Annotated in this window: 18 protein-coding genes and 1 tRNA gene; 12 read left to right on the top strand and 7 right to left on the bottom strand. The window is 64.9% G+C overall.

The annotated features are described in order from the left end of the window. The first annotated feature begins 11 nt into the window (after window positions 1-11). The 3 genes from glgB to RGUI_RS11125 all read left to right on the top strand — a co-directional run bounded on the left by glgB (window position 12) and on the right by RGUI_RS11125 (window position 6,684). Window positions 12-2,189 (top strand): 1,4-alpha-glucan branching protein GlgB, encoded by a 2,178-nt coding sequence (gene glgB / locus RGUI_RS11135; protein ID WP_081533129.1) that lies wholly within the window; start codon window positions 12-14, stop codon window positions 2,187-2,189. A gap of 28 nt (window positions 2,190-2,217) precedes the next feature. Continuing rightward, the gene (gene gghA, locus RGUI_RS11130) at window positions 2,218-4,596 is read left to right on the top strand and encodes a glucosylglycerol hydrolase (RefSeq protein ID WP_081533128.1); all 2,379 of its coding nucleotides are present in this window, start codon (window positions 2,218-2,220) and stop codon (window positions 4,594-4,596) included. Window positions 4,597-4,770: 174 nt separating this feature from the next. Further along, window positions 4,771-6,684: a monovalent cation:proton antiporter-2 (CPA2) family protein gene (locus tag RGUI_RS11125; RefSeq protein ID WP_081533127.1), complete on the top strand. Its 1,914-nt coding sequence runs from the start codon at window positions 4,771-4,773 to the stop codon at window positions 6,682-6,684. A gap of 69 nt (window positions 6,685-6,753) precedes the next feature. Here RGUI_RS11125 and RGUI_RS11120 read toward each other — a convergent pair whose 3' ends face one another. Continuing rightward, complete coding sequence (locus RGUI_RS11120; protein ID WP_081533126.1) at window positions 6,754-7,701, bottom strand: YihY/virulence factor BrkB family protein; 948 nt, start codon at window positions 7,699-7,701, stop codon at window positions 6,754-6,756. A gap of 316 nt (window positions 7,702-8,017) precedes the next feature. Between RGUI_RS11120 and RGUI_RS11115 the strand changes: the two genes are divergently transcribed. The 4 genes from RGUI_RS11115 to RGUI_RS11100 all read left to right on the top strand — a co-directional run bounded on the left by RGUI_RS11115 (window position 8,018) and on the right by RGUI_RS11100 (window position 14,607). Then, window positions 8,018-9,679, top strand: coding sequence for an ABC transporter transmembrane domain-containing protein (locus RGUI_RS11115; protein ID WP_081533125.1), 1,662 nt, complete (start codon window positions 8,018-8,020; stop codon window positions 9,677-9,679). Continuing rightward, on the top strand, window positions 9,676-11,901 hold the full coding sequence (locus RGUI_RS11110) for an ATP-binding cassette domain-containing protein (RefSeq protein WP_081533124.1): 2,226 nt from the start codon (window positions 9,676-9,678) through the stop codon (window positions 11,899-11,901). Before RGUI_RS11115 ends, RGUI_RS11110 begins: the two co-directional genes overlap by 4 nt. Further along, window positions 11,898-13,226, top strand: coding sequence for an HlyD family type I secretion periplasmic adaptor subunit (locus tag RGUI_RS11105; RefSeq protein WP_081533123.1), 1,329 nt, complete (start codon window positions 11,898-11,900; stop codon window positions 13,224-13,226). The genes RGUI_RS11110 and RGUI_RS11105 overlap by 4 nt, the downstream gene beginning before the upstream one ends. 127 nt (window positions 13,227-13,353) lie before the next feature. Next, entirely contained in the window at window positions 13,354-14,607 is a 1,254-nt protein-coding gene (locus tag RGUI_RS11100) for a DNA polymerase IV (RefSeq protein WP_081533122.1), read from the top strand. A gap of 12 nt (window positions 14,608-14,619) precedes the next feature. Here RGUI_RS11100 and RGUI_RS11095 read toward each other — a convergent pair whose 3' ends face one another. After that, window positions 14,620-15,477, bottom strand: coding sequence for an N-formylglutamate amidohydrolase (locus tag RGUI_RS11095; protein ID WP_081533121.1), 858 nt, complete (start codon window positions 15,475-15,477; stop codon window positions 14,620-14,622). Between the two features lie 152 nt (window positions 15,478-15,629). On the opposite strand from RGUI_RS11095, the gene RGUI_RS11090 reads away from it, so the two are divergent. The 3 genes from RGUI_RS11090 (at window position 15,630) to RGUI_RS11080 (ending at window position 17,811) form a co-directional block, all read left to right on the top strand. After that, window positions 15,630-15,704 (top strand) — tRNA-Val (locus RGUI_RS11090). Window positions 15,705-15,780: 76 nt separating this feature from the next. Next, complete coding sequence (gene ykgO, locus RGUI_RS11085; RefSeq protein ID WP_010141322.1) at window positions 15,781-15,906, top strand: type B 50S ribosomal protein L36; 126 nt, start codon at window positions 15,781-15,783, stop codon at window positions 15,904-15,906. A gap of 168 nt (window positions 15,907-16,074) precedes the next feature. Next, a complete protein-coding gene (locus RGUI_RS11080) occupies window positions 16,075-17,811 on the top strand; it encodes an alpha/beta hydrolase (protein WP_081533120.1) in 1,737 nt (578 codons plus the stop codon). A 39-nt stretch (window positions 17,812-17,850) separates the two neighbouring features. Here RGUI_RS11080 and RGUI_RS11075 read toward each other — a convergent pair whose 3' ends face one another. Next, the gene (locus RGUI_RS11075) at window positions 17,851-18,312 is read right to left on the bottom strand and encodes a hypothetical protein (protein ID WP_081533119.1); all 462 of its coding nucleotides are present in this window, start codon (window positions 18,310-18,312) and stop codon (window positions 17,851-17,853) included. A gap of 319 nt (window positions 18,313-18,631) precedes the next feature. Here RGUI_RS11075 and pnp point away from each other — a divergent pair, with 319 nt between their 5' ends. Continuing rightward, a complete protein-coding gene (gene pnp / locus RGUI_RS11070; RefSeq protein ID WP_081533118.1) occupies window positions 18,632-20,773 on the top strand; it encodes a polyribonucleotide nucleotidyltransferase in 2,142 nt (713 codons plus the stop codon). An 81-nt stretch (window positions 20,774-20,854) separates the two neighbouring features. Here the strand turns inward: pnp and RGUI_RS11065 are convergent, their stop codons facing one another. The 3 genes from RGUI_RS11065 to RGUI_RS11055 form a co-directional block, all read right to left on the bottom strand. Beyond that, window positions 20,855-21,469: a hypothetical protein gene (locus RGUI_RS11065; RefSeq protein ID WP_081533117.1), complete on the bottom strand. Its 615-nt coding sequence runs from the start codon at window positions 21,467-21,469 to the stop codon at window positions 20,855-20,857. Further along, the gene (locus RGUI_RS11060) at window positions 21,466-22,296 is read right to left on the bottom strand and encodes a glycosyltransferase (protein ID WP_081533116.1); all 831 of its coding nucleotides are present in this window, start codon (window positions 22,294-22,296) and stop codon (window positions 21,466-21,468) included. The genes RGUI_RS11065 and RGUI_RS11060 overlap by 4 nt, the downstream gene beginning before the upstream one ends. 85 nt (window positions 22,297-22,381) lie before the next feature. Beyond that, complete coding sequence (locus tag RGUI_RS11055; protein ID WP_081533115.1) at window positions 22,382-23,035, bottom strand: peroxiredoxin; 654 nt, start codon at window positions 23,033-23,035, stop codon at window positions 22,382-22,384. Between the two features lie 126 nt (window positions 23,036-23,161). Between RGUI_RS11055 and RGUI_RS11050 the strand changes: the two genes are divergently transcribed. Continuing rightward, window positions 23,162-24,604 carry an aldehyde dehydrogenase family protein gene (locus RGUI_RS11050; protein ID WP_081533114.1) on the top strand — a complete coding sequence of 481 codons (1,443 nt, stop codon included), beginning with the start codon at window positions 23,162-23,164 and terminating at the stop codon, window positions 24,602-24,604. 54 nt (window positions 24,605-24,658) lie between these two features. Here RGUI_RS11050 and RGUI_RS11045 read toward each other — a convergent pair whose 3' ends face one another. Next, window positions 24,659-25,306: an RluA family pseudouridine synthase gene (locus tag RGUI_RS11045; RefSeq protein ID WP_081533113.1), complete on the bottom strand. Its 648-nt coding sequence runs from the start codon at window positions 25,304-25,306 to the stop codon at window positions 24,659-24,661. Window positions 25,307-25,324: the final 18 nt, after the last annotated feature.

Below are 25,324 nucleotides of genomic sequence, written 5' to 3'. Positions count from 1 at the left end.
AAGGAAACCCCATGTCAGCCACGGCCTATTCCAAAATCATGCGCGGAACGGCCGACGACCTGTTCGCGCATCTCGGTCCCCGCAGCGCGCCCGAGGGGCGGCGGCTGACCGCGTTCGCACCGGGGGCGGCGAAGCTGTCTGCCGATATCGGCGGTGCCTCCATTCCCCTCAAACCCGTCGAGGGCGCGCCGGAGATCTTTGTGGGAGAGTTGCCGCGGGAGGGGCGCTATCGCCTGACCAAGACGGCGGCCAACGGCCACACGCAGACCTATCGCGACCCCTACAGCTTTGGCCCGGTTCTGGGCGAGATGGACGAATACCTGATCGGCGAAGGCACCCATGCCCGGCTTTGGGAAAAGCTCGGCGCGCATGTGGTGGAGCATGAGGGCGTCAGGGGCACCCATTTCGCGATCTGGGCGCCGAATGCCCGGCGCGTGTCGGTCGTGGGCAATTTCAACGACTGGGACGGGCGGCGCGACGTGATGCGCAAGCGCGGTGCCTCGGGCGTGTGGGAGATCTTTCTGCCCGATCTGGGCGAGGGCACCGTCTACAAATACGAAATCGTCGCCGCCGATGGCACTGTCCTGCCGCTGAAGGCCGACCCGGTCGGTTTCGGGGCGCAGCATCCGCCGCAAACGGCCAGCGTGGTGCGCGATATCGCCGGTTACGGCTGGCATGACGCCGCGTGGATGCAGACGCGTGCGGCGCAAAACAGCGTCTCTGCCCCGATCTCGATCTACGAGGTTCACCTTGGGTCTTGGCGGCGGGACGCCAGCCAGAACAACCGCCCGATCTCCTACAAGGAGGCCGCCGAAGAGTTGGTCGACTATGCCGCCGACATGGGGTTCACCCATATCGAGCTTTTGCCCATCGCCGAGCATCCCTTTGACGGGTCCTGGGGCTATCAGCCCACGGGGCTGTTCGCGCCGACGGTCCGGCACGGCCCCCCGCATGAGTTTCGCGACCTGATCGACGCGGCCCATCGCAAGGGGTTGGGCGTGCTGCTGGACTGGGTGCCCGCCCACTTCCCGTCCGACGCCCACGGGCTGGGCCAGTTCGACGGCACCGCGCTTTACGAACATGCCGACCCGCGGGAGGGGTTTCACAAGGACTGGAACACGCTGATCTACAATTTCGGGCGCACCGAGGTGCAGAATTTCCTCGTCGCCAATGCCCGATACTGGCTGGAGGAGTACCATATCGACGGGCTGCGCGTGGATGCGGTCGCCTCGATGCTCTACCGCGACTATTCCCGGGACGAGGGCGAATGGATTCCCAACAAGGATGGCGGGCGCGAGAATTACGAGGCCATCGCGCTGTTGCAGCGGATGAATACCGAGGTCTACGGCGACGACGCCAGCGTTATGACAGTGGCCGAGGAAAGCACCGCCTTTCCGGGCGTGTCGCGGCCCGTGTCCTCGGGCGGGCTGGGTTTCGGCTTCAAATGGAACATGGGCTGGATGCATGACACGCTGGATTACATCCAGAAAGACCCGGTCTATCGCCGCCATCACCACAACAAGATCACCTTCGGGCTAACCTACGCCTTCTCGGAAAATTTCATCCTGCCGATCAGCCATGACGAGGTGGTGCACGGCAAGGGCAGCATGCTGGGCAAGATGCCGGGCGACGCCTGGCAGAAATTCGCGAACCTGCGCGCCTATTATGGGCTGATGTGGGGTCATCCGGGCAAGAAGCTGCTGTTCATGGGGCAGGAGTTCGGACAGGTGGCCGAGTGGAACCACAACGGCGAACTGGACTGGGCCGCATTGGATGATCCGCGCCATGCGGGCCTGCAAAACCTCGTGCGCGATCTCAACCGGCTTTACCGGGACACGCCCGCCCTGCACCGCCGCGACACCGACCCCGCGGGTTTTGAATGGATCCTCGGCGATGCGGCGGACCAGTCGGTCTTTGCGTGGATCCGGCGGGGCGACGCGGGCGATCCCCCGGTGGCCGTCATCTGCAACTTCACCCCCGTCCCGCGAGAGGGGATGGCGCTGGGCCTGCCCGAACCCGGCGCATGGCAGGAGGTGCTGAACACCGATGCCGAACAGTACGGCGGTACCGGCATGGGCAATATGGGCCGCGTGCTTGCGACCGGACAGCCGCTGCAGGGCCAACCGGCCTCGGCCAAGGTAACGCTGCCGCCGCTTTCCGTTGTCATGCTGCGCGCCGACCGCGGCTGATCTGACCCTCAACCCGAAAGGGAATCCAATGCTGAAGACACTCGACAGGATCACCTATGACCGGGTCGCGACCGAAGGTCTGGCCGCGTGGTGCGAAGACGTGCTGGTCACCGCCGAAGACCGCTTCGATGCGGGCCGCAAGATCGCCCGGCGGCTGGGCGCCCATGTCGATGGCACTCATGTCCGGTTCGGATTCTGGACCCCGGAATTGCAGGACTGGAAGGTGGCCGAGGGCGATATCTTTCTGGAAATCCTGCGCCCGCGCGCGCCGCTTGACCTGACCGTCGCCCATTCGGAGCTGGAGTTCGACCGCAAGCTCTTGCCCGTGATCCGGTGCGAGGCCTTCACCTTCTCGGTTGCCGAAGGTCTGGTCGCCGGGCGGCGCGAACAGGGCGGGGATTTCTATGCGCTTGTCTGGCGTGACGGCGAAGGCGTCTATCACCGCATCCTCGATCCGCTGGCGATGTCGCTGCCCTATGGCGCGCTTGCGCCCGCGGAAATCTATGACGTGGCCGCCATGCAGGCCGCCCGTGGCGATGCGGGCTATTTCCAGGCGCTGAAGGGCCGGGACGGCGCACCCTACAAGTTCACGCCGCCGACCAGCATCCTGCAACTTCACGTACCCACGGCAACGGCGGGCGGCACGCTGGCCAGCCTGACGCGTCATATCGAGCGGATCGGCGAACGCGTGGCCCATGGCCTGCCGCTGGAACCGGCGGACGAGCTTTTCATGGGCTATGACGCGGTGCAGCCGCTGCCGGTGGAGCCGACCACCGTCTACGAGGCCGGTCCGGCCTTCTGGCAGGACGAGGTGCTGGAGGACGGCAGCCTCAGTGTCTCGCTGATGCGGCCCAACACCACCAACTGGGGCTATGACGTGGTGATCGCGGGCATGGGGACGGTCAATCCGGTGCTGCTGGAAACCGCCCGGCCGGACGAATTGATCGACCTTGCCGCCGCGCTCCACACCTTCCCGGGCGGGCCCAAGATGCTGATCCTCGATGTGGTGTTCGGCCATTCGGACAATCAGGGGCTGGGCGCGCTGAACCACCACTATTTCGCAGGGCCGAACATGTACGGCCAGAACATCGACTACAAGAACCCCTTCGTGCGCGCGATCCTGCTGGAGATGCAGCGGCGCAAGGTGGATTTCGGCGCCGATGGGGTGCGGGTCGACGGGGCGCAGGATTTCAAGTGGTGGGATCCGGGCACGCAGGAACTGCACCACGACGACGACTATCTGCAAGAGATGTCGGACATCGTGCAGACCGTGGCCGGGACCGACTATCGCCCGTGGTTCGTGTTCGAAGACGGCCGGCCCTGGCCCGAAGAAGACTGGGAACTGAGCTCCACCTATCGGGCGGTCATCGAAACCCAGCGCGACGACGACGTGTTCCAGTGGGGGCCGCTGACCTTCGCACACAACACGCCCTTCATCTATACCTTCTGGCTGTCGAAATACTGGCGCATCAAGGAGATCCTCGCCCATGGCGAAAACTGGATCTCGGGCACCGCGAACCATGACACGCTGAGGCGCGGCACGCAGGTCAGCCCGCGGTTGAACATCAACACCCGCCTTGGCGACACCAAGATGGAGATCCTAGACAAGGCCTATGACAATCCCGCCGTGTCGATCCTGACCTATGCCGTCTTCCCCGGCGTGCCGATGGATTTCCTGAACGCGGTGGCACGGGCAAGCTGGGGTTTCATCCGCAACCAGGACGACAAATACGGCGTCAAGGTCGTGGCCGAAGAGGCGATCAGCCTGAAATGGCAGGTCGACGAATACAGCTATTCGATGCCCGGCGCGTTCCGCAGGCTGAAGGAGCTGGGGTTCGAGACGCGAGAGGATCTGGCGCGGTTCTTCGAATTCCTGCCCGCGCTGGTGGAGGTGACGGAATACGACCTGCACACCATCGCGACGCTGCTGAACGCGGTCGAACCCGCGCTGGCGGGGCCCGAAACCTATACGGTTGCGAACCTCAAGGCGATTGCGCGGGCGTGGATGGATGACATGCACGAATACTGCAATGTCGTGCATTCGCTTTCCCATCTCGACCCGGTGCAGACCGGCTTCATGCGTCGGCTTCGCGATTTCCGGGCCGCGAACCCGTGGCTGCGGCGCAATTTCGGCCCCGATGACTCGTTCCGTTATCTCGAACCGATTGACGGGCGGACGGTCTTTTGCGCCCACCGCCGCGGGCCGGACGGCAAGGAGGTCTTCGCGCTTTGCCATATGGAGGGCGGGCCGACGGACGACATCGAACCGCTGGCCCTATTGCCCGAAGATCGCCGGGCGGGCCGCTGGACGCTTGCCTTGCGCAGCCCCGGGATCGGCGACGACTATAGCGGTGGGTCCGTGCGGCTGAAGGACTCAATGGGCCTCGTCTTCGTCAAGGATGGCTGAGCCAACCGGGCGTCGCGACCACGTCTGCACCGGTCTCATAGGTGGGTCCCGGGCCTTTGACCTTGTCGCCCCCAAGTCAGGTGATAGGGTCGCGCCGCATTCGTAACCGGCTGACTCCGACGCCCGGCTATCGCCGGGCAATCGGCATGTGCCGAAACCCCGGCGGGACCGTCCATGGACAGCTTTCTTTTCCAGGCGACACTTTATCTGACGGCGATCGTGCTGGCGGTGCCCCTTGCCGCGCGGTTGGGCCTTGGGTCCGTGCTGGGATATCTTCTGATCGGTCTGACGCTTGGCCCCGTCCTCGGCATCGCGGGCGCCGAGATGGAGGGGCTGCGCCATGTCGCCGAGATCGGCGTGGTTATGATGCTGTTCCTGATCGGGCTGGAGCTGGAGCCGCGCGCGCTTTGGGCGATGCGGGACAAGCTGATCGGCATGGGCGGCTTGCAGGTGATCGTGACAGTGTCGCTGGTCACGGTGGCCGCGATCGCCTTTGGCCAGACATGGCAGACCGCCCTTGCCATGGGCATGATCTTCTCGCTGTCCTCGACCGCCATCGTGCTGCAGACGCTGAGCGAGAAGAAGCTGATGAATACGCCCGGCGGGCGCAGCGCGTTCTCGGTTCTGTTGTTTCAGGACATCGCGGTCATCCCGATGCTGGCCATCATGCCGTTTCTGGCCGCGGGAACCGGGCACGGCGCGGGCGATGCCGGCCACCATGCCGGGGGTCTGATCACCGGCCTGCCCGCCTGGGGCGTGACGCTGGTCACACTGGGCGCCATCGTGGGCACCGTGCTGGCGGGGTCATATCTGGTGCGGCCGTTGTTCCGATATGTTCACGCGACGCGGTTGCGCGAACTCAACACCGCCGTGGCACTGGTGATCGTGGCGGGCATTGCCTCGCTGATGCTGACGGTCGGCCTGTCCCCGGCGCTCGGCACCTTCCTCGCCGGCGTGGTTCTGGCGAACTCCGAATTCCGGCACGAGCTGGAAAGCGCGCTGGAGCCGTTCAAGGGCCTGCTTCTGGGCCTGTTCTTCATCACCGTCGGCGCGGGGATGGATTTCTCGATCTTCTGGGCGGCGCCGATCCTGCTGCCGGTCTATGTGACCGGTCTTGTGATGATCAAGGTGGCGGTCCTGTTCGTGATCGCGCGGTCCTTTGGCCTCGACCATGAAAACCGCTGGCTCTTTACCCTCGGGCTTGCGCAGGCGGGGGAGTTCGGGTTCGTGCTGACGGCCTTTGCCGCATCGCAGAACATCCTGCCGCCGGATATCGCCAAGATGTCGACGCTGGTCATCGCGCTGTCGATGCTGATCACCCCGGCGCTGTTCATCCTGCACCGGCTGTTGATCCGCTTGCGCCGCGCGCCGGGTGAGAGCGGCCCGGCCCATGACGGGATCGACGAAACCCATCCGGTGATCATCGCGGGGATGGGGCGCTTCGGGCTGACCGTGAACCGCATGGTGGCCATGACCGGGGCCAAGACGACCGTTCTGGACCACGACCTGAAATCGGTCCAGGGCCTGCGCCGGGTGGGGTTCAAGGCCTATTACGGCGACGCCACCCGGCCCGACCTGCTGGCCTCGGCGGGCATCGACACGGCAGAGGTTCTGGTGGTCTGCCTTGGCGATCCGGGCGCGACGACGAAACTGGTGAAATATGCCCGCCGCATCCGGCCCGATCTGCACATCATCGCCCGCGCCCATGACAAGGTGCACGTGTTCGAACTTTACCGGGCCGGCGCCGACGACGTGGTGCGGGAACTTTTCGACAGCGCCCTGCGCGTTGGCCGCTACGTGTTCGAAAAGACCGGCATGACCGAGTTCGAGGCCGAGGCCGAGGCCGCGCAGCGTACATTCTTCGAATTCGACCGGGCCGCCCTGCGCGATCTGGCGACGGTGTGGAAGCCCGGCGTTCCGGTCGAGGACAATGCCGATTACATCAAGTTGAGCCGCGAACTGAATGCCGAGCTGACAGATGCGCTGGCCCAAGGGGCCCTGCACGAATCGAGCCCCCACAGCCATACCGATCCGCTCTCGCCCACCGACATGTTGTTGCGCGCAGAAGAGGACGAAACCCGGCCCTGACCGCCGCCACATGGGCTGTGTTCCGCCGCGCTCAACTCCGCAGATGTCGACCCGTAACCATGGGGCCGCTCACTCCCCGGGCGGCAGCGTGTCGGCCTTGACCGCCCCGCGTTCGCCCATCGGCGCGTCGGGACCGATGGTGGTGTCGTGGCGTGTCTGAAGCTCCGCCTCGGCGTTGATCACCGCCCCCAGCAGCAGCACATAGGCCGACATCCACATCCATGTCAGCAACACGATCACGCCGGACAGGGCGCCGAAGCTTTCATTGTAGCTGGCGAAATTGTCCGTGTAGTAGGCAAAGCCGACCGAGGCGGCCAGCCAGAGCGCGCAGGCGACCACCGCGCCCGGCGTCAGCCAGCGCCATTCGGCCGCCCGTCGGCTGGGACCGAAGCGGTAGAGCACCCCGATCCCCAACACCGTCATGCCCAGCAGGATCGCCCACCGGACGCTGCGGATCAGCCATTCGGTCACCGGCCCCAGATCGATCACGCCCAGCAGGCCGGGCAGAATCACCGTGGCCGACAGCCCGACCACCACGCCCACGATCAGCACCGCGGTCAGGCTGAATTTGAGAACGGTCTGCAGGATGATCCCGCGCGCCTCGGTCTCGTCATAGGCCAGGTTCAGCCCTTCGATCAGGCTCGCCACGCCTTTCGACGCGGAATAAAGCGCAAGCAGCACGCCGAAGATGGCCGCAAAGCCCAGCCCCGCACTGGCCGACCCGGCCACATCGGCGGCCTGCCCCGCCACGATCTGCGCCGCGCTGTCGGGAAGCATGGCTGAAAGCTCGTCGATCTGCGCGGTGATCTGTTCGGGGTCCAGCACAAGGCCGCCGATGGCGACCAGCGCCGTGATGGCAGGGAACAGGGCCAGCAGGCCGTAAAAGGCGATGCCTGCGGAAATCAGCCCCATATGGTCGTCGCCGGTCTTTTTCCAGACGCGCAGCAGGATGTCTTTCCACCCTTTCGCCGGAACGGCGGCAGGGACGCGGGCGCTGTGGCCTTGTCGGGCGGTCATGTCGTCTCCGTCGAGTTGTCGATTCTCCGATTCCGTAAGGTCAACGATTTGCGCGCGGCATTGTTCCGCGCGCGTCTTCGTCAAAGGCCGGGCATGGTGGCGTGTGCCGCGTGCGCGCGTGCCGCCCGAGGCCCGCGTGAAACGGGATTCTTATCAGGTTTCACAAGGAAAACCGCGCATGGCGGGTCGCCCTGCCGCATTGCTGCCCGATCCCACCGATAAAAGTTGTCGAAAAATGGCAAGCGGGTTTGGTGCGAATTAAGAAACCCTTTGTTCCTTTTCGTGCAGTTTGCGGCGGAACGAAGAAAGTCTCCGAATGGTTGACAGGATCAGATCCATCAAGCCCCGGCTGGGTGCCGATGTGCTCGTCGCCTCTATGGTGACGAACATCTTCGCGCTCGCGCTGCCGCTTGTGATCCTGCACGTCTTCGACCGGGTGATCCCGAATGCGGGGGCGGCAACGCTGTCCGTGCTTGTGGCCTCGCTCGTGGTCGTGGCGCTGCTTGACTACCGCTTGCGGCTGGCCCGCGGGCATTCCGTTCTGGTGCGCGCCTTCCGCAAGGAGGTCGAGGTGCACGGGGCGGCACTGGCGCGGGTGCTTGGCCCCGGCGTCGACCGGGGGTTTCTGGCCCGGGGCGACCTGCTGGACCATTTCATGAGCATCGGGCGCGTGCGCAAGCATCACAGCAGCGACGTGGCGATGGCGTTGCTCGACATACCGTTCATTGTCCTTTTCATCGCGGTGATGGCGCTGATCTCTCCGGTGATGGGGGTGGGGGCGACGGTTCTCAGCATCCTGTCGGCGGTGATCGTCTGGGCGTTCCGGACGCGCATCCTGAAGCTGACCAACGAACGGCAGGAACGCGACCGGCGCCGCCATGCCTTCCTGATCGAAAGCTTGACCGGGATCGAGACGATCAAATCCCTGGGGATCGAGCCTGCGATGGTGCGCCGGTATGAGCGGTTCATCGGCGGCAGCGTCGGCATTACCCGCGATCTCAACGGGCTGACGAGTTTCACCCAGGGTCTGACCGGAACGATATCGCTGATCGCGCCGGTCGTGATGGCGGGGCTGGGCGCGCTGATGGTGGTGCGGGGCGACATGACGATGGGCGGGCTGGCCGCCGGCGTTCTGCTGACCGGCCGGATCATCCAGCCGACCTTGCGGATGGAGGCCTTGCTGGCCGGTGGCCGCGACCTGCGCCCGGCGATCAAGGAAGTGGAGGGCCTGCTGGCCGCACCCGCCGCGATCGAGGGCCAGACCCGGCTGGAGCAGATCGAGAGCGTGACCCTGGAAGACGTCGGTATCGCAGGGCCTAGCCCTGGACAGTGCTGTCTTGAGAATATCTCGTTGACGCTCAAGCGGGGCGACACGATTTCGCTTGTCGGCCCCGAAGGATCGGGGCGTTCGCGTTTCCTGTCGGTGCTTGCCGGGCAGCAACGCCCCGCCAAGGGGCAAATCCTGATCAATGACCGCCCGATGGACAGCTACGACCCGCGGGATATCGCACACCGTGTCAGCCTGCTGTCGTCGGAGTATCATTTCTTCGAGGGTACGCTTCTGGACAACATGACCGGCTTCCGGTCAGAGGAGTTCGGCGCGCAGGCGGTGCAACTGGCCCGGATCCTCGGCCTGCACGATTTCATCATGCGCCACCCGGACGGATACGGCCTGAACGTGTCCAAGCAGACCGAGTCGGCGCTGCCGCAGTCGGTCCGCGCGGCGGCCGTCATGATCTCCGGTCTGGTCACCAAGCCCGACCTGATCCTGTTCGACGAAGCCAATCACGGGTTCGACGTCTACACCGATGCCGCCCTGCGCGGCCTTTTCGAGGCGCTGCGCCCCGGCACGCTTCAGGTTCTGGTCACCTACAAACCGTCGCTTCTCAGCCTCGCCAGTCGCCACTTCCGCGTCCACCAGACGCGGGTGCTGGAAACGGGGGTCGAACGCGCCTTCGATTTCGGGGGTGGCGAATGACGGTTCTGGGCGGCGGCACGGATGTTTTCGACCTGCGCAACACGGGCGCCGTGCCCGCGGCGCCGGCGTCGCAGGACGGCCTGGTCGATCCCTATCGCGATATGCTCTTGTCCGGCATGGAGTTGGGCCGCTTCGGCGACATCGTGATCGAGGCGCCGGCAGCCAAGGCCCTGGTGGAGGTTCTGCGCCGCCGCGGCTGGCCGATCGATCTGCGCAAGTTCAGCAACGCCATCCCGCATATGCCGGACCGGTTCGAACTGCTGGAACTACGCCTTGTGCTGTCCCGGCTGGGGTTCGAGACCCGGATGATCGAACAGGATGGGCGCAATCTTGGCGGCCTGCCCAACGGGTCCATGGTGCTGGATTCGCAGGAACGTATCCTGTTCTGCTCGGTCGACGAGAAAGGGCGCGATGTTCTGGTCGATCCCGACACGGGCCAGAAGATCTCCATCGGGCGGCGGCGGCGCTATAACTGCCTGCTGGTCGACGGCGCCGAGGCGGACACGGCGCGCAAGAAACAACCCGTGGCCCCCGTCCTGTCGCGGATCGAGTCGCGGTTCCGGCCGGAACTGCAACTGCTGATCTTCCTGACCATCCTGTCGGGCCTGCTGGTCGTCGTGGCATCCAAATCCGTGGCCTTCGTGTTCCAGATGGTGCTGCCGGCCAAGGCGCTGGATACCCTTCTGGGGCTTATGATCGGTTTGGGGGGGCTCTTCGCCTTCGACCTTGCGATCCGGCAGGTGCGCGCCCGGATCGTGGCCCGCATATCGGCACGGATCGAATATATCCTGTCCGGTGAGATCTACGACAAGCTGATGTCGCTGCCGCTCAACATGATGCAGGCATCCTCGGTCAGCGATCAGATCAACCGGATGAAGCATTTCGAGACGGTGCGCGATTTCTTCGTCGGGCCGGTGGCCACGGTTCTATTCGAAATCCCGTTCATCGTGGTGCTTGTCGGCGTGATCTTCTTCACCTGCTCGCATGTCGGGCTGTTCATCGTGTTGAGCGTGATCGGGTTTGCCATCGCGGCGATCTTGGCGGTGCCCCGCTTGCGATCCGCCGGAACGAAGATGAACCTCGTCCGTTCGGATTATCTGCGCCGTATGGGCGAGGCACTGGACAGATCGCCAGAGATCATGCAGCGCGGGCTTGGGCCCGCCTTCGCGGGGCGGATCCAGCCGATCTATGAACGCTATGCCGCGGCCCAGTTTGAACTGGACCGCGCCAGTCAAAGACTTGCGAACGTGTCGGTGCTTCTGGCGCCGGTCACGATGTCGGGCGTGATCCTGATCGGCGCGCGCGAGGTGATGAAGGGCGACATGTCCGCGGGCATGTTCATCGTCACGATCCTTTTGACGACGCGTCTTTTGGCGCCGGTCCAGCAGGCCATGACGACGGCGGTCCGCATGCCCGAGGTGCTGAAGGTCTTCGGCCAGATCGACAACCTGATGCGCATCGATCCGGGCCGCAGCGGCGCATCTGTGATGACGCCCGATCGAAAGAACGTCCGCCAGTTGAGCCCGCCGCTCAGGATCGAAGAGGTCGTGATGCGCTATCCGTTGACCAACGCGCCCGCGTTGCACGCGGTGTCGGCGCGGGTGCCCTATGGCAAGCTCACCTGCCTGTGCGGCCCGACCGGTGCCGGCAAGACGACGCTTTTGCGCTCGGTCGCGGGGCTGTGTTCGTTGCAGGCCGGCGCGATCTTCCTGGGCGAGGTCAACATGCAGCAGCTTGGCCCGATGCAGCGCACCGACCTTGTCGGCTATATGGGACACAAGCCATTGCTGGTTCACGGGACCGTTGCGCAGAACCTGCGCCTGACCGCACCCGGCCTGCCCACGCGGGAAATGGAGCGGGTCTGCGACGAACTTGGCATCCTGCCGCAGATCGAGGGGCTGCCGGACGGGTTTCATACCCGCCTGACGCGCGAGGTCCAGATTTCCCTGTCGCCGGTCTTCCGCACGAAACTGGCCATTGCCCAGCTTCTGTTGCGCGACCCGGTAATCCTGTTGCTGGATTCGCCTGACTCGGGCCTGTCGCATGCGGATGAACTGCGCCTGTTCACTGCCATTGCGCGGCGGCGGGAGCGGATGACGACGATCTTCGTTACGCACAAGCAGAAGGTCCTGAAACGCGCGGACCATGTCTTGGCCCTGAAAGCCGGAAAACTCGTCTTCTCGGGCCATCCCGACAAGCTGAACCTGGAGAAATTGCAATGAGCAAGGCGACAGGCAGGCCCATCGACAGAACCCTTGCCATCAGTCCCTATTTTGGGGAACGCCGGGACAGCCAGGCGGCCCGGATCACGATCTGGGCGATTGCCGCGGGGCTGACCTTTTTCCTGGTCTGGGCGTCGCAGACCCCGGTTTACGAGGTCGTCTCCGGCCAGGGTCTTGTCCGGCCAGAGGGGCTTGCCCGGCAGGTGGAGCATCTGGAAGGCGGGCTGGTGGCGGAACTTCGCATCGGCGAGGGCGAGCATGTCGAACGCGGCGATGTTCTGGCCGTGCTCGACATGGGCGATCTGAAGTCGGAAAAACACAAGCTGGAGGCGCTCGCCGCCCGGCTGGAGACTCAGGTTGCCCGGTTCCGGGATCTGGTCCGGGTGGACCTGACACAGGTCGGCGCGGAAAAGATCAACGACCTGCTGCAAAGCGCCGATCCGTCCTACGCGCAGGAGGTCGCCTATCGCGTGGCCCAGATCCAGACGCTGGACACCGAACGCGACATCGCGCTGATGCGGATGAAATCCTACGACGCCCGGCGGGGCAAGGCGCGCGAGGAACTGGCGATCCTGAACGAACAGATGGCGCGCTACGAAAAGACCAAGGGCCGGCAGGTCGTGTCGCTTCTGACCATCGAGGATACCGAGCTTTCCGTGATCCGGAAGGAAAGCGAAATCCTGGAACTGGGGACCGAGATCGAGGCGCAGAAGGCCGCGGCGACCCGGGCGGAGACGTCGAAGGCCGAACTGGTGGCGGAATACCGGCGCGAGGCGGCCGAACGGCTGGAGGCGCAGGCCGAGGAACTGGCGCGGACCCGCGAAAGCCTTGTCCAGATCAACGACCGGATCGCCCGTGCGGTGCTGCGCGCGCCGGTGACGGGCATCGTCAAGAGCCTGACCATTTCAAGCGACGGAGAGGTCGTCGGCCCCGGCGAAACCCTGATCGAGATCATCCCCGATTCCGAACGCGTTTTTGCCGAGATCGAGGTGCTGGCCGACCGCATCGGCGGCGTCGAGGTCGGGCAGGAGGCAAGCATCAAGATCCTGACCCACGACTTCACCCGCTATGGCGATGTGCTGGGGGAGGTCGTGCGGATTTCACCGTCGAGTTTCACCAAGGAATCCGGCGAGACGTTCTTCCGCGTCAAACTGGGCTTCACCGCGACAGAGCTGCATGCGCTGAAGGGCGTGAACGGGGAGCTTCGGCGGATCGGCCCGGGCATGACGGTGATGGCCGATATCCGGGCCGGGCGGCGGTCGGTCCTTGCCTATCTGCTCAAGCCGCTGCAGGTGATTTCGTCCCGCGCCATGACGGAGGCCTGAGCCGGGTCCGGCCCGTCGCCGGTGTCTGGCAACGCATCGGCCCTTGCCCGGCGGCGCCCTGGCGCGCATCCTGCCGGGCAAGCATGCCCGACATGCGACATGCAAGGCCCGTGCCGGACCCAGATCGATGCCCGCCCTTTGCCGCGATTGCCTGACCGCCTTTGACAGCGGAACGCGCTGCCCCGCCTGCGGGCGGCCGCGGGTGATCGCGCATCCCGAACTGTTCGATCTGACCGTTGCCCATATGGATTGCGACGCGTTCTATGCCGCGGTCGAAAAGCGCGACAATCCCGATCTGCGGGACAAGCCCGTGATCGTCGGCGGCGGACGGCGCGGCGTGGTCTCTACCGCCTGCTATATCGCCCGGATCAAGGGCGTGCGCTCGGCCATGCCGATGTTCAAGGCGCTGCAACTGTGCCCCGAGGCGGTGGTGGTCCGCCCGCGCGGCGCGGCCTATGCCGAGGCGTCGCGCGCGATCCGCAGCATGATGGAAGACCTCACCCCGGCAATCGAACCGCTTTCCCTGGACGAGGCGTTTCTGGATCTGTCGGGGACGCAGCGGCTGCACGGGGCGCCGCCCGCCGTTCTGCTGGCGCGGCTGGTCAAGCGGATGGAGGACGAGCTGGGGCTGAGCGGGTCGATCGGCTTGTCCCACAACAAGTTCCTGGCCAAGATCGCCTCCGACCTCGACAAGCCGAAAGGCTTTGCCGTGATCGGGCGGGCGGACACCGCGGATTTCCTGGCCGACAAGCCGGTGCGCCTGATCTGGGGTGTCGGTGCCGCCGGGCAGGCGGCGCTGGAAAAGGCCGGGGTGCGCAGCTTTGCCGACCTGCGGCGGTGGGACAGGCAGGATCTTCACGCCCGCTTTGGCAGCATGGGCGACCGGCTGTGGCATCTGGCCCGGGGCGAGGACAGCCGCCGGGTATCCCCCAATGCGCCGGTGAAGAGCATTTCCAACGAGACGACCTTTGCCGAGGACACGTCCGACCCCGATATTCTTGACGGTCATTTGTGGCGCATGTCCGAAAAGGTCTCGGACCGGGCCAAGGCCAAGGGCCGGGCGGGCCGCGTGGTGGTGCTGAAACTCAAACGCGCCGATCACCGGCTGCTGACGCGCCGGCACGCCTTGACCGAGCCCACGCAGATCGCCGACCGGATCTACCGAACGGCGCGCGGGTTGATGGATCAGACCGAAGAGGCCGGTCCGTTCCGCCTGCTGGGCGTGGGGCTGTCCGAGATCCTGCCGGCCGAGGCCGCGGATCTATCGGGGGACCTGCTCGACCCGCAGGCGGAAACGCGGGCCGCGGCGGAACGGGCCAGCGACCTGATCCGCGCGCGCTTCGGGCCCGAGGCGATCCTGAAGGGTCGGGCCCTGCGATAGCCCCGCCTTCGGCTATTCCGCGGCGAGCGGGATTTCGTCCGCCCGGCCGATATCGGCCAGATCGGCAACGATGGATGTCATCAGGCGCCGGAAATCATCGAACTCCGCATTCGGGCGGATCTCTGATTCGTCCATGTAGAGGGAGCGGTCGATCTCGATCTGGATCGCATGCTGACGGCGGGCGGGCCGGCCATAGCGCTGCGTGATATAGGCCCCGGCAAAGGGCGCATTGCGCCCCACCCGCAGCCCCGCGGCGCGAAAGATCGCCTCGACCCGGTCGACGATGTCGGGCGCGGCAGAGGCCCCGAACCGGTCGCCCAGCACGACCTCTGGCCGGGGGCTCTTTGCGGTGGCCACGCTTTCGATCGCTTCGCGCGGCATCGAGTGGCAATCGATCAGCACCGATTCGCCGAAATCGTTGCGCGCCTCGTCCAGCAGCGCCTGAAGCTGGTCGTGATAGGGGTGCCAGTAGACGGACAGACGGGTTTTCGCCTCGGTCAGGTCGATCTTTCCGCGATAGATCGCGCGACCGTTTGCCACGACCCGGGGAATCACGCCAAGGCCGGAACTGATCCGGGGGTTGTGGCCGGCCAGCTTCGCGCCATCGACCACGGCGGGGTCCAGTTCATCGCTGGCGCGGTTGAGATCGACATAGGCGCGCGGGGCGACGGCGGCGATCAGGGGGGCCCCGTGAACCGGCGCCTCGGCAAACAGCAGGTCCATGAACGCATCCTCGGACGACCGGATCGTCCGCTCGTCAAGCACGGACTGGCGCAGGAATGTCCAAGGGTAATCCCGCCCGCTGTGGGGCGAGGAAAACACGACGCTGGTGGTCGGCCGTTCCGGCCGGTAGAGCCTGTAGGCGTGCAAGGTGCTCTGCCTCCTTACCTCCCCTTATAACGACCTTTCGACATTTGCCAAAAGGCCTTGAAACCTCTTCCGACTCCTTTTATACGCCTGCGAACCGACGCGGTCCTGCCCGCGTCCGTTTTCTTTCGGGCAGGTGGGACAGTGACGGAGATGGGCGGTTAGCTCAGCGGTAGAGCACTACGTTGACATCGTAGGGGTCACTGGTTCGATCCCAGTACCGCCCACCATCGAATTTCGGCCCGACGGGCCGGTTGGCGAAACCTGCAAGGCGCACGGACGCGCCGCGACATGAGGAGAAGGCCGATGAAGGTCCGCAACTCGCTCCGCTCGCTGAAGCAGCGTCACCGCGATTGCCGCGTGGTGCGCCGCAAGGGCCGGGTCTACGTGATCAACAAGACCCAGCGCCGCTTCAAGGCCCGCCAGGGCTGATCAGCGCTTCAGGACGTTTCCAAAACCGCCCCGGTCACCCGCCGGGGCGGTTTTTCGTTGCGGTGCCGCAGGGGCCTTTTGCACTGCAGCATTTACGCGCTGGGCCTTGATTGCTATCGCTTCGGAAAGGTCCGGTCGCAAAGGCCGGCGGAAGCGAAAAGGCAGCCCATGACCGCGCCCAAAGGCAACCGCACCCACCCCTATGACACGCTTGACCGGGCCTCCCGTGCCGTGATGGCCCGGCTGACCGGCGGGACATCGCCGCATGCGGCTTGGGCCGCCTGGGCCGACTGGGGCATGCATCTGGCCCGCGCGCCGGGCCGCCAGATGGAACTGGTCGAACATGGCATGCAGTCCATGGCCAAGCTTGCGGTCCATGCCAGCGGCTGGCCCCCCGGCGATGCGCCGTTCCAGCCCAAACCGGGCGATCACCGGTTCGATCACCCCGGATGGGACAAGCCGCCCTATACCTATTGGAAGCAGGCCTTCCTGGCCTCGCAGGACTGGTGGGATCACGCCACGGAATATGTGCGCGGCACCCGCCCGCACAGTTCCGACCGGACGGCGTTCATGGTGCGGCAGGTGCTGGACGCGATGTCGCCGTCGAACACGGCCCTGACCAACCCCGAGATCATGGAGGCGACGCTGGAAAGCGGCGGGCGCAACCTGACCGAGGGCGCGCGCCATCTGGCCGAGGATATCGCGGCCCAGTGGACGGGCCAGAAGCCTGAGCCGGAAGGAAAGTACAAGGTCGGCGAAACGCTTGCCTGCACGCCCGGTGAGGTCGTCTTTCGCAACGAGCTGTTCGAACTGATCCAGTACAGCCCGGCGACGGAAAAGGTCCATGCGGAACCGGTGCTGATCGTGCCGGCGTGGATCATGAAATACTATATCCTCGATCTGCGGCCTGAGAATTCGATGATCCGGTATCTGGTGGAGCAGGGCTTTACCGTCTTCGCGATCTCGTGGGCCAATCCGACCGCGGCGCAGCGCGATGTCGGGCTTGACGATTACCGGCGCCGGGGGGTGATGGCCGCGCTTGATGCGGTGACGCGCATCGTTCCGGGGCAGAAGGTGCATGCTTGCGGCTATTGCCTTGGCGGCACCATCCTGTCGATTGCCGCGGCGACCATGGCGCGGGACGGCGATGACCGCCTGGCCTCGGTCACGCTTCTGGCTGCGCAGACCGATTTCACCGAGGCGGGCGAGTTGATGCTGTTCCTCGACGAAAGCCAGGTGGCGTTCCTTGAGGACATGATGTGGGATCAGGGGTTCCTGGACGAGACGCAGATGGCCGGGGCCTTCCGTGCGCTCAGGTCAGAGGAACTGGTCTGGTCGCGCGCGGTGCGCCGCTATCTGATGGGGCAGGATGAACCGGAATTCGACATCTCGGTCTGGAATGCCGATGCCACGCGGATGCCGGCGCGGATGCATTCGGAATACTTGCGCGGGCTGTTCCTTGAAAACCGCCTGACTTCGGGCCGGTTTGCCGTCGACGGGCGGGTGATTGCGCTGAAGGATATCGACGCGCCGATGTTCGTCGTCGGTACCGAGAAGGACCACATCGCGCCGTGGCGGTCCGTCTACAAGGTGACACTCTTTACCGAGAACGAGCTTGTCTTCGTGCTGACCTCCGGTGGGCACAACGGCGGCGTGGTGTCAGAGCCGGGGCACAAGCGCCGGTTCTACCGGATCGGTCATCGCACCGCGGAAAAAAGCTATATGGACCCGGACACGTGGTTTGCCCGTCACGACGCCAAGGAAGGATCCTGGTGGGTCGACTGGGCGGCTTGGCTGTCGGGGAAAAGCGCGCCGGAAAAGGTGGCCCCGCCACAGATGGGCGCCGCCGGGGACGGCTTGCCGCCGCTGGCCCCGGCGCCGGGGACGTATGTCTTTCAGAAATGACCGCGCCCGCCTGGGGGCGCGATCCTGTGGCCGGGGCCGTCAGGCGACGAAGGCCACGCGCTGAAGCGCCCCGTCAAGCTGGAACTCCGCAGCGAAGGACCGCGGAACGTCAACCTCGTGAAAGCCGAAGGCGATGGTCACGATGCCGTCGTCCCGGCTCCAGATCGCGGTCATGTCCAGGCTGTCCCACAACTGCGCCGGCGTGATATCGGCGGGGTTGGGCGTGTCGGGGAAAAGGGCGGCATAGGCCGCGGGTGCGTTTTCATGCAGCCATGCCGGGACATTTGCCGCAATGCTGTCATAGCCGTCCAGAAAGGCCACGCGCACCGTTTCGACATGTTTCGACAGGGTGTCGATAAACGTGGCGGCGGCCTCCATCTTCGGCCGGTCCTGCACCGTGGCCAGAAAATCCAGCCCGACAGGGCGCAGAACGCCCGGCCCCACGGGCAGCGTCGCCTGCCCATCGTCCAGCCGAACCGTTCCGAATGCGTTCGTTTCCATCCTCATCTCTCCTGTGATCGCGCGAAAAGCGAAGTATGCGCGTACAGTTAGCGACAAAGATGTAACGAGTTATTATCCGAGTTCTGACGTTTCCGCATGCCCGGCTTGCGGAAGCGCGCCGCCAGCCGGATGCCGATTTCGTGCGAAAATCCAGTTATGTCTTTCCAATTGGCCCGTTTTTCTCTATGTCCCGGCCATCTGAGACGTTGTGCCAAGGCCCCGGCACTCGACACGATGGAAGGGGTCGGCGGCAATGCGGCCGCCATTTCAACGGGAGACCCGGGATACGCCCGGGAGCGCTCCCTCACAGGATAGACGTATGTTCAACGAAACGAAGAAGACGATGCAGTGGGGGGAAGAGACCCTCACGCTGGAAACGGGCAAGATTGCCCGGCAGGCCGACGGTACCGTGATCGCCACGCTGGGCGAGACGTCGGTCATGGCGAACGTGACCTTCGCCAAGGAGCAGAAGGAAGGGCAGGACTTCTTCCCGCTCACCGTCCACTACCAGGAAAAATACTATGCCGCGGGCAAGGTGCCCGGCGGCTTTTTCAAGCGCGAGGCGCGGCCGACCGAAAAGGAAACGCTGACCGCGCGCCTGATCGACCGCCCCATTCGCCCGCTGTTCGTTCCCGGCTTCAAGCATGAAGTGCTGGTGATGTGCACGGTGCTGTCCCACGATCTGGTCAACGACCCCGACATCGTGGCGATGATTGCGGCCTCTGCCGCGCTGACGATTTCCGGCGTGCCCTTCATGGGGCCGATTGCCGGCGCGCGCGTCGGCTATGTCGATGGCGAATATGTCCTCAACCCCGATGTCGAGGACATGCAGGGCCTTCGCAACAACCCCGAGCAGCGGCTTGACCTTGTCGTCGCCGGGACCCGCGACGCGGTGATGATGGTCGAATCCGAGGCCTATGAACTGACCGAGGACGAGATGCTGGGCGCGGTGACCTTCGCGCATGAGCAGATCAAGCCGGTCATCGACCTGATCATCAGCCTTGCCGAAGCGGCCGCGAAAGAGCCCTTCGACTTCCAGCCGCCGGACTATTCCGAACTCTACGAGGCCGTGAAAGCCGCAGGCGAAGACAAGATGCGCGCGGCCTATGCGATCAACGACAAGCAGGAGCGCGTCGCCGCCGTCGCCGCCGCGAAAGAGGCGATCAAGTCTGTCCTGACCGAAGAGCAGCTTGCCGACGTCAACCTCGGCTCTGCCATCAAGAAGCTGGAGTCGGTCGTCCTGCGTGGCGACGTGGTCAAGAACGGTCACCGAATCGACGGCCGTGCCCTGGATCAGGTGCGCCCCATCGTCTGCGAAACCGGCCTTCTGCCGCGGACCCACGGCTCGGCGCTTTTCACCCGGGGTGAAACGCAAGGTCTGGTGGTCACCACGCTGGGCACCGGCGATGATGAGCAGATCATCGACGCGCTGCACGGCAATTTCCGCTCCAACTTCCTGCTGCACTACAACTTCCCGCCCTACTCGGTCGGCGAAGTGGGCCGCGTGGGCAGCCCGGGACGGCGTGAGATTGGCCACGGCAAGCTGGCCTGGCGCGCGCTGCAGGCGGTGCTGCCGGCACAGACCGACTTCCCCTACACGATCCGCGTGGTGTCCGAGATCACCGAATCGAACGGGTCGTCCTCGATGGCGTCCGTCTGCGGCGGGTCGCTGTCGATGATGGATGCGGGCGTGCCGCTGAAGGCACCGGTTGCGGGCGTCGCCATGGGTCTGGTGCTGGAGGATGACGGGTCCTACGCCGTGCTGACCGACATCCTTGGGGATGAGGATCACCTTGGCGACATGGACTTCAAGGTCGCGGGCACCGAGGCCGGGATCACCTCGCTCCAGATGGACATCAAGGTCGCGGGTATCACGCCCGAGATCATGGCCAAGGCGCTGGAACAGGCCAAGGCCGGCCGGCTGCACATCCTTGGCGAAATGTCGAAGGCGCTGACCGAGGCGGGCGAGTTCTCCGTTCACGCCCCGCGGATCGAAACGATGACCATCCCCACCGACAAGATCCGCGAAGTGATCGGGTCGGGCGGCAAGGTCATCCGCGAGATCGTGGAAACCTCTGGCGCCAAGGTCGACATCAACGATGACGGCGTGATCAAGATCGCCTCGCCCAACGGCGAAGCCATCCAGAAGGCCTATGACATGATCTACTCGATCGTGGCAGAGCCGGAAGAGGGCAAGATCTACAAGGGCAAGGTCGTGAAGATCGTCGATTTCGGCGCCTTCGTGAACTTCTTCGGCAAGCGTGACGGTCTGGTCCACGTGTCCCAGATCGAGAACCGCCGCCTGAACCACCCCTCCGACGTTCTGAAAGAGGGCCAGGAGGTCTGGGTCAAGCTTCTGGGCTTCGACGACCGCGGCAAGGTCCGCCTGTCGATGAAGGTCGTCGATCAGGAGACCGGCAAGGAAGCGCCCAAGGAAGAGAAGGCCGAAGCCGAGGAGTAATCTTCGGCCAACCGGATTTGAGGGGCGCGGGCGAAAGCTTCGCGCCCCTTTGCGTTCGTGGCTGGCGGCGCGGGGGAGACGTCAGGCGTAGCTTGTCCTGAAGAACGACCCGATGACCCAGGTCAGTTCGCTGCGCGGCACCATCCCCGGTTCCAGTTCGAAGACCGCCATGCGCTCCAGCCGTTCGACGGGTTTGGCCAGGGCCTCGACCGTATGGTATTTCTCGCGCACGACGAAATCGTCGAACAGCACCAGCGTGGGCCGTTCGATGCGCATCACGGCGGTGCAGAAACAGGCCACCCGGAAGCGCCCGTCGATCAGGATGACATCGGGATGGGTGAAATCGGGCGCGTCCCAGATGGCCAACGGATAGCGATAGAAATTCTCCATCGCCTTCCGGTTCACCGGTTTGCCCCATTTGCCGGTCCGGCCGATATCGCTGTGGATCACGCGGGCATCGGCATCGGGAAACGCACTGTCGAGATGGGCGTTCAGAAGCGCGGTCCACCCCTTGTCGCTTTCGACGGAGCGGACCTTCTTGCCCAGTTCCGCGGCGATGATGGTCGACCCGCCGCTGCCATATTCCAGAATGCTGGCGGCATCGGCATAGGCGTCCTTCAGCCGTTTCAGGTCGGGTTCGGAAAATCTCGGCACGGGGGGAAAGGCGACCTTCCGGCGGCGCTTGAGCCTGATCATGTGCGACCTTCTTTGTTGATCCCGTTCGGTGTCCACGTCTCGCCGCTTTTCCGCGCGGCGCGGTTCAGGGCGCGGTAGCGTTTCTTCTTCTCGGGGTCGGCATAACCGCGCGGATGATCCAGATGCACCAGCGGCGCGGAATAGCGCAAGTGCCGCCCCCGCACCCCGGCATTGTTCAGCCGGATTCCCAGATTCTTGTCCCCGCCGCCCCATTTGATGGTTTCGTCATAGCCGTTGATCTTCAGCAGATCGCTGCGCCAGACAGAGGCATTGGCCCCGCAAAGCGCCCGCCGCACCGGCGACAGGCGTTCCAGCACATCCATCACCGGCACCGGGAAGGGCCGCGTTTTTGCCCAGGTGGACAGGCTGCCAAGGGCGCGGTTTGCCTTCAGCCAATCGCGGTCGAACACCGTCCCGTCGCGGACCATCTCGGGCGTCACGCTGGCGGTCGCTTCGGCATCCAGTCGGATCAGGCTGCCGGTGGAAAACTGGCCCGGCCGGGTCAGGTGCAGATGCCGCGCCACGAAATCGGGATGGATCATGACGTCGCCGTCGATGAACACCAGAACCGCGGCCTGCGAGGAGGCAATCGCCTTGTTCAGGATCGCGCTTTTCTCGAACCCGCGGTCTTCGTGCCAGACATGGCGGATTGTCAGGTCGGGATGGCGCGCGGCGAAGGCGTCGATCACCGCCTTGGTTTCGGGGCCCGACCCGTCATCGGCGATGCAGATCCCGTCGGTCCTGACCCGCTGCATCGCGATGGACTCAAGGCAGAGGGCAAGCGAGCGGGGGCTGTTGTAGGTCGAGAGGATCAGTTCGGACTGCATACGGCACACCTGTTTCGACCCTCATACGACAAGCCCCCCGCCAAGACCACTGGCAGGGGGCAAATAGCCGGATCAGGCGCCGCGCTTAGCTGGCCTGCTTCACCGTCCGCAGATAGGGGAAGATCTCTTCCACGGCGCCGAACTTCTCTTTCGCTTCTTCGGTGCTGACCGTCAGGCCGACGATCACGTCCTCGCCCGGGCGCCAGTTGGCCGGCGTGGCGATCGGCTTGCCCGCGTTGTTCTGGATCGCGTCCAGCGCGCGCAGGATCTCGTCGAAGTTGCGTCCCACCGTCATCGGGTAGATCAGCATCAGCTCGATCTTCTTCTCGGGGTTGATGATGAAGGTGGTGCGCACGGTCGCGGTGTCGGCGGCGGTACGGCCGTCGGCAAGATAGGCGTCGGCCGGAAGCATGCCGTAAAGCTTGGCGATCTCCAGCTTGTCATCGGCGATGATCGGGAAGGTCATGTCGGTGCCGGCGTATTTCTCGACATCGGCCTTCCATTTCAGGTGCTCTTCCACCTCGTCGACAGAGATACCGATGACCTTGGTGTTGCGCTTGGCGAATTCGCCGGCCAGCTTGGCGGCGGCGGCGAACTCGGTCGTGCAGACGGGGGTGAAGTCCTTCGGATGCGAGAACAGAACCGCATAGCTGTCGCCGATCCAGTCGTGGAAGTCGATCTTGCCTTCGGTCGTGTCGGCGGTGAAATTCGGGGCAATGTCGTTGATGCGCAGGGCCATGGAATCGTCCTTTCGTACGGGCGTCTGAAGTTATGGATCTTAGATACATTCTAAGTTCAGCTTTGCCACCCCGAAATGCATGCAGCGCCGCACACAGCCAGAATGTCGCAACCCCAGGAGGGACAAATGATCGAAAAGACAGCATTTTACATCGACGGAGCCTGGGTTCCGCCCGTCTCGGAAACGCTGTGCGAGGTCATTGACCCCTCGACCGAAGAACCCTTTGCGACGATTTCGCTTGGGGGCGCGGCCGACACAGACGCCGCGGTCGCGGCCGCCCGTGCCGCCGGCCCAGGTTGGGCCGCGTCATCAAAGGAAGACCGGCTTGCGCTTCTGTCGCGCATCCTGGACCTTTACACGGCGCGCACCGAGGATCTGGCACAGGCGATGAGCCGCGAGATGGGGGCGCCGATCGATTTCGCACGGGCCAACCAGGTGGGCGCCGGGGCGTATCACATCAAGAACTTCATCCGCGCGCTGGAGGGGTTCGAATTCGAACGCCCCTTGGGGGCCCAGGCGCCCGACGACCGCATCCTGATGGACCCGGCGGGGGTGATCGGCATGATCACGCCGTGGAACTGGCCGATGAACCAGATCACGCTGAAGGTGATCCCGGCACTGGCCACCGGCTGTACCATGGTTCTGAAACCGTCCGAGATCGCGCCGCTGTCGGCGATGGTCTTCGCCGAGATCGTGCATGAGGCCGGCGTGCCGAAGGGTGTCTTCAATCTGGTCAACGGCGACGGGCCCGGCGTGGGCACGCAGATGTCGGGACATCCGGGGATCGACATGATCTCCTTCACCGGCTCGACCCGGGCGGGGATCGCGATTTCGAAGAACGCCGCCGCCACGCTGAAACGGGTGCATCTGGAATTGGGCGGCAAGGGCGCGAACCTGATCTTTGCCGATGCCGACGACAAGGCGGTCAAACGCGGTGTCCTGCATTGCTTCCAGAACACCGGCCAGTCGTGCAATGCGCCGACCCGGATGCTGGTGGAACGCTCGGCCTATGACGCCGCGGTGGAAACGGCGCAGGCGGTCGCCGCGCAGATGCAGGTGGGCCCGGCAAGTGCTGAAGGCCGCCATGTCGGCCCGGTGGTCAGTGCGGCACAATACGAAAAGGTGCAGTCCCTGATCCAGAAAGGGATCGACGAAGGCGCGCGGCTGGTCGCGGGCGGGACCGGGCGACCCGAAGGGTTCAACCGCGGTTACTTCGTGCGGCCCACCGTCTTTGCCGATGTGACCAACGACATGACCATTGCCCGAGAGGAGATCTTCGGCCCCGTCCTGTCGATCATCCCGTTCGACAGCGAGGACGAGGCGTTGCAGATCGCCAACGACACCGATTACGGCCTGACCAACTATGTCCAGTCGGGCGATGGGGTGCGGCGCCAGCGTCTGGCCCGGGCCTTGCGTTCGGGCATGGTCGAGTTGAACGGCACGTCCCGCGGCGCGGGCAGCCCGTTCGGCGGGGTCAAGGGATCTGGCAACGGGCGCGAGGGCGGCGTCTGGGGGCTGGAAGAATTCTGCGACGTCAAGGCGGTCAGCGGTTGGGGCGGCAGCGCCTGACCAGCCGCCCGACTTGCCCACCGGCGGCGGCGCCCGGTTGACACGGGCGCCGCGCTAGAACGGGCACTTGGCGCGAAAGCTCATGCCCCGCCCGCCATCGGGATGGCGCAGGCGCAGTTCTTCGGCATGCAGCATCAGGCGCGGGGCATCGCGGGCTGCCCCCTCGGCATAGAACGGATCGCCGAGGATCGGGTGGCCGAGTTCCTTCATATGGACGCGCAACTGGTGACTGCGGCCGGTTTTCGGAAACAGCCGCACGCGGGTTGTCCCGTTGTCATGGCGGACGACGCGCCAGTCGGTGACCGCGGGCTTGCCGTTTTCATGGTCGACCATCTGGCGCGGGCGGTTCGGCCAGTCGACGATCAGCGGCAGATCGACGGTGCCGGTTTTCGGCTCCAGCAGGCCCCAGACCCGGGCGACATAGGTCTTCTTGGTCTGCCGTTTCTCGAATTGCAGGCCCAGATGGCGCTGGGCCTGCGGCGTCAGGGCGAACACCATCACGCCCGATGTGTCCCGGTCCAGCCGATGCACCAGCAGCGCGTCGGGAAAGGCCGCCTGGATGCGCGCGATCAGACAGTCGGCCAGATGCGCGCCCTTTCCCGGCACCGACAACAGGCCCGCGGGCTTGTTGGCCACGAGGATCTCGTGGTCCTGGTGCAGGATGTCCAGCGGCGTGTCGGGCGGGTTGTAGGCATCGCTCATGGGCCGTGGCGGTAGCGG

Source organism: Rhodovulum sp. P5 (assembly GCF_002079305.1).
Taxonomy (GTDB): Bacteria; Pseudomonadota; Alphaproteobacteria; order Rhodobacterales; family Rhodobacteraceae; genus Rhodovulum.
This window is presented reverse-complemented; position numbering and strand designations above follow the sequence as displayed.

What these genes read in the sequence shown, in the direction of transcription:
- RGUI_RS11055 (WP_081533115.1), bottom strand. Translation starts at nt 23,035, where the DNA reads ATGGCCCTGCGCATCAACGACATTGCCCCGAATTTCACCGCCGACACG.
- RGUI_RS11115 (WP_081533125.1), top strand. Translation starts at nt 8,018, where the DNA reads ATGGTTGACAGGATCAGATCCATCAAGCCCCGGCTGGGTGCCGATGTG.
- RGUI_RS11065 (WP_081533117.1), bottom strand. Translation starts at nt 21,469, where the DNA reads ATGATCAGGCTCAAGCGCCGCCGGAAGGTCGCCTTTCCCCCCGTGCCG.
- RGUI_RS11060 (WP_081533116.1), bottom strand. Translation starts at nt 22,296, where the DNA reads ATGCAGTCCGAACTGATCCTCTCGACCTACAACAGCCCCCGCTCGCTT.
- RGUI_RS11080 (WP_081533120.1), top strand. Translation starts at nt 16,075, where the DNA reads ATGACCGCGCCCAAAGGCAACCGCACCCACCCCTATGACACGCTTGAC.
- RGUI_RS11050 (WP_081533114.1), top strand. Translation starts at nt 23,162, where the DNA reads ATGATCGAAAAGACAGCATTTTACATCGACGGAGCCTGGGTTCCGCCC.
- RGUI_RS11075 (WP_081533119.1), bottom strand. Translation starts at nt 18,312, where the DNA reads ATGGAAACGAACGCATTCGGAACGGTTCGGCTGGACGATGGGCAGGCG.
- RGUI_RS11100 (WP_081533122.1), top strand. Translation starts at nt 13,354, where the DNA reads ATGCCCGCCCTTTGCCGCGATTGCCTGACCGCCTTTGACAGCGGAACG.
- ykgO (WP_010141322.1), top strand. Translation starts at nt 15,781, where the DNA reads ATGAAGGTCCGCAACTCGCTCCGCTCGCTGAAGCAGCGTCACCGCGAT.
- RGUI_RS11045 (WP_081533113.1), bottom strand. Translation starts at nt 25,306, where the DNA reads ATGAGCGATGCCTACAACCCGCCCGACACGCCGCTGGACATCCTGCAC.
- gghA (WP_081533128.1), top strand. Translation starts at nt 2,218, where the DNA reads ATGCTGAAGACACTCGACAGGATCACCTATGACCGGGTCGCGACCGAA.
- pnp (WP_081533118.1), top strand. Translation starts at nt 18,632, where the DNA reads ATGTTCAACGAAACGAAGAAGACGATGCAGTGGGGGGAAGAGACCCTC.
- glgB (WP_081533129.1), top strand. Translation starts at nt 12, where the DNA reads ATGTCAGCCACGGCCTATTCCAAAATCATGCGCGGAACGGCCGACGAC.
- RGUI_RS11105 (WP_081533123.1), top strand. Translation starts at nt 11,898, where the DNA reads ATGAGCAAGGCGACAGGCAGGCCCATCGACAGAACCCTTGCCATCAGT.
- RGUI_RS11125 (WP_081533127.1), top strand. Translation starts at nt 4,771, where the DNA reads ATGGACAGCTTTCTTTTCCAGGCGACACTTTATCTGACGGCGATCGTG.
- RGUI_RS11110 (WP_081533124.1), top strand. Translation starts at nt 9,676, where the DNA reads ATGACGGTTCTGGGCGGCGGCACGGATGTTTTCGACCTGCGCAACACG.
- RGUI_RS11120 (WP_081533126.1), bottom strand. Translation starts at nt 7,701, where the DNA reads ATGACCGCCCGACAAGGCCACAGCGCCCGCGTCCCTGCCGCCGTTCCG.